The following is a 2,196-nucleotide window of genomic DNA, read 5'->3' as shown; positions in this document are numbered from 1 at the left end:
GATGAGATAGAGATATTTTTGCAGATGAAACGCGAAGAGGGATGAGGGGAATAAGATGAATATGCCAAAGCGCTACAGTGAAATGACACCACATGAGCTAAGGGAAGAAATTGGCCTTTTGAAAGAGCAAGCGATAAAGGCTGAGCAGCTTGGAATTGTAAATGAGTTCGATGTATTAATGAGAAAGATGGCAATGGCTCGCGCTTATATGACTGACATAAATAAATTCCATATTGGTGAGACATATGAATTGGTAGAAGAACCTGGTATATTATTTAAAATTACGTATTTCAATGGGGTATTTGCTTGGGGACATAAGCAAAATGATAATGAAGAGATTGGAATACCGATTTCCTTATTGCAAGAAAAATAAAAACCAGAGAGTGAATATCTCTCTGGTTTTCATCTTTGGTAGGCGTTACAGGAGATAGGAGATTCTAAAATTGGCGCTTTTTACATTCATTCGCCAATATAATGAGAGACTGGGTTTGTTGCGTCTGTCCGTTAACCTGCGCTTTAGCATGTTTCGGACGAGTCCACGTATGGTTAAATAATTCAGAACGACTATCTAAGCGATCACGGTAGCTCATCTTTATCACCTCGTGTAGGAAGTTAATTTAATTTGTACTACTCTTCCTGCTGATTTGCAGCACGCATACGTTCTTGTGGGTGCGTGTTAATTGTGCCGTTAGGTCGTTTCGAAGCGAAGCGTGATTTCGCTTTCGGCTGACCGTCGATTTTGCTGTTGTTTTTTGACTCAGACCAAAATTCGGCTTGTTTACCCATTGCGAACGCCCTCCTCATCATCAGTTGATACCTCTTGAAGAAGTATCAATTATAGAATGTGCAAAATAGAAGAAACTATCCTTTAGAAATGAAGGGATAAATAGGTAAAAGGAGATTAGACAATGAATGATATGTATGAAGCATTAACGAAAGAACTATTAGACAAAAATGACAAGCTTTCTTACGCGCAGGCTCGTGCGTGGGTTGAATTACTATGGGAAGATTTTCAAACAACTTATGCGAAATCAGGTCGTTATCAAGGAGAAGAAATGACTGAACAAGTGGTGCGATCATGGATTAATAATCATGGAGGACGCCTTCATGAAATGCGTACAAATAATCCGAAATATAGCCATTTAATCAATCAAGAAGATCATTTGAAACATTAAAAAAAGCGACTTAAGTCGCTTTTTTTAATGTGGAAGTAACTCCAGTTTTTTTCGGAGTTTTTCTTCACTAAAAATCCATCCTGTATAGGAACTAATAATATTTAAATTATGATCGAGTTGAACGATTGCAACGAATGGATAATAATCTTTACTGCGATAGCGCAAATCAATGAATCGAACTTCGTAATAATGATCATAATCGAAAATATCCCAGCGATACACAGGGGAGAAAGATAGAAATGCTGAGATGTTCTCATCTTGTTTAGCTGCGCGCATAATAGCGTTATCTGGGAACGGTACCCGGTCGAACTTATCATAGACCATGATGTTACCACGATGCCATCTAGCAACGTAGTAATAATCAGTTGTAACAATTGCTAAATGGTAATGATAAAATCGATAAGAAGGAGAAATAATTATCTTCTCAACGTTATTGAAACGTTTATATACGACGCTACGTATGTTTCTATGCATCATAATCCGTCCGATATAGTAAACAATCATCAATATATACGCTGCTAAGGCAGTATACCCTTTATGGGAACCTACGAGCATACAAGCAATTGCGAGTAGGTGGATAAAGAAAATGACGGTATCAAATGTATTAATGATGCCGAGCGCTACCCATTTTTTTGTGAAGGGCCGTAATGCCTGTGTACCGTAGGCATTGAAAATATCTACAAAGACATGAAGAAAGACGGCAATAAATGACCAAAGTAATAGATGCAAATATGGAGCGTCTGAAAAGAAGGCGAAAGAGATGCCACTTATAAGGAATGACCAAAGAATCACTGCAGGAATGGAATGAGTGATCCCACGATGATTTCTTATATATTTAGCGTTATTACGCAATTTTAAAACTGTATCGATGTCAGGAATATTGGAGCCGGCAATTGTAGCAAGCATAACTGCTTGTGGTCCAATATCACTTTGTGCTATGGCTGGATCTAACGTTGCCAAACTGCCTAGAGTAACGCCCATAACAAGGTGAGTGGCTGTGTCCATAGAAATACACCTCCGT

5 protein-coding genes are annotated in these 2,196 nt (G+C 38.4%); 2 read left to right on the top strand and 3 right to left on the bottom strand.

All coding sequences use genetic code 11. The features are described 5' to 3' along the window. Nucleotides 1-55: 55 nt before the first annotated feature. On the top strand, nucleotides 56-373 hold the full coding sequence (locus tag MR113_RS27080; protein WP_001057029.1) for a YfhH family protein: 318 nt from the start codon (nucleotides 56-58) through the stop codon (nucleotides 371-373). 64 nt (nucleotides 374-437) lie between these two features. Here the strand turns inward: MR113_RS27080 and MR113_RS27075 are convergent, their stop codons facing one another. Together MR113_RS27075 and MR113_RS27070 are read right to left on the bottom strand one after the other, a co-directional pair. Continuing rightward, nucleotides 438-590, bottom strand: coding sequence for a YpzG family protein (locus tag MR113_RS27075; protein ID WP_000122093.1), 153 nt, complete (start codon nucleotides 588-590; stop codon nucleotides 438-440). A 37-nt stretch (nucleotides 591-627) separates the two neighbouring features. After that, a complete protein-coding gene (locus MR113_RS27070) occupies nucleotides 628-786 on the bottom strand; it encodes a small, acid-soluble spore protein K (protein WP_000517891.1) in 159 nt (52 codons plus the stop codon). 122 nt (nucleotides 787-908) lie between these two features. On the opposite strand from MR113_RS27070, the gene MR113_RS27065 reads away from it, so the two are divergent. Further along, entirely contained in the window at nucleotides 909-1,175 is a 267-nt protein-coding gene (locus MR113_RS27065) for a YfhJ family protein (protein ID WP_242257467.1), read from the top strand. Between the two features lie 24 nt (nucleotides 1,176-1,199). Here the strand turns inward: MR113_RS27065 and MR113_RS27060 are convergent, their stop codons facing one another. Next, complete coding sequence (locus MR113_RS27060; protein ID WP_073518178.1) at nucleotides 1,200-2,180, bottom strand: metal-dependent hydrolase; 981 nt, start codon at nucleotides 2,178-2,180, stop codon at nucleotides 1,200-1,202. Nucleotides 2,181-2,196 lie beyond the last annotated feature (16 nt).

It is taken from the genome of Bacillus cereus group sp. BfR-BA-01379 (genome assembly GCF_022663605.1).
Taxonomy (GTDB): Bacteria; Bacillota; Bacilli; order Bacillales; family Bacillaceae_G; genus Bacillus_A; species Bacillus_A mobilis.
This window is presented reverse-complemented; position numbering and strand designations above follow the sequence as displayed.

Coding starts and splice junctions, on each gene's coding strand:
- MR113_RS27080 (WP_001057029.1), top strand. CDS start 56: ATGAATATGCCAAAGCGCTACAGTGAAATGACACCACATGAGCTAAGG.
- MR113_RS27075 (WP_000122093.1), bottom strand. CDS start 590: ATGAGCTACCGTGATCGCTTAGATAGTCGTTCTGAATTATTTAACCAT.
- MR113_RS27070 (WP_000517891.1), bottom strand. CDS start 786: ATGGGTAAACAAGCCGAATTTTGGTCTGAGTCAAAAAACAACAGCAAA.
- MR113_RS27065 (WP_242257467.1), top strand. CDS start 909: ATGAATGATATGTATGAAGCATTAACGAAAGAACTATTAGACAAAAAT.
- MR113_RS27060 (WP_073518178.1), bottom strand. CDS start 2,180: ATGGACACAGCCACTCACCTTGTTATGGGCGTTACTCTAGGCAGTTTG.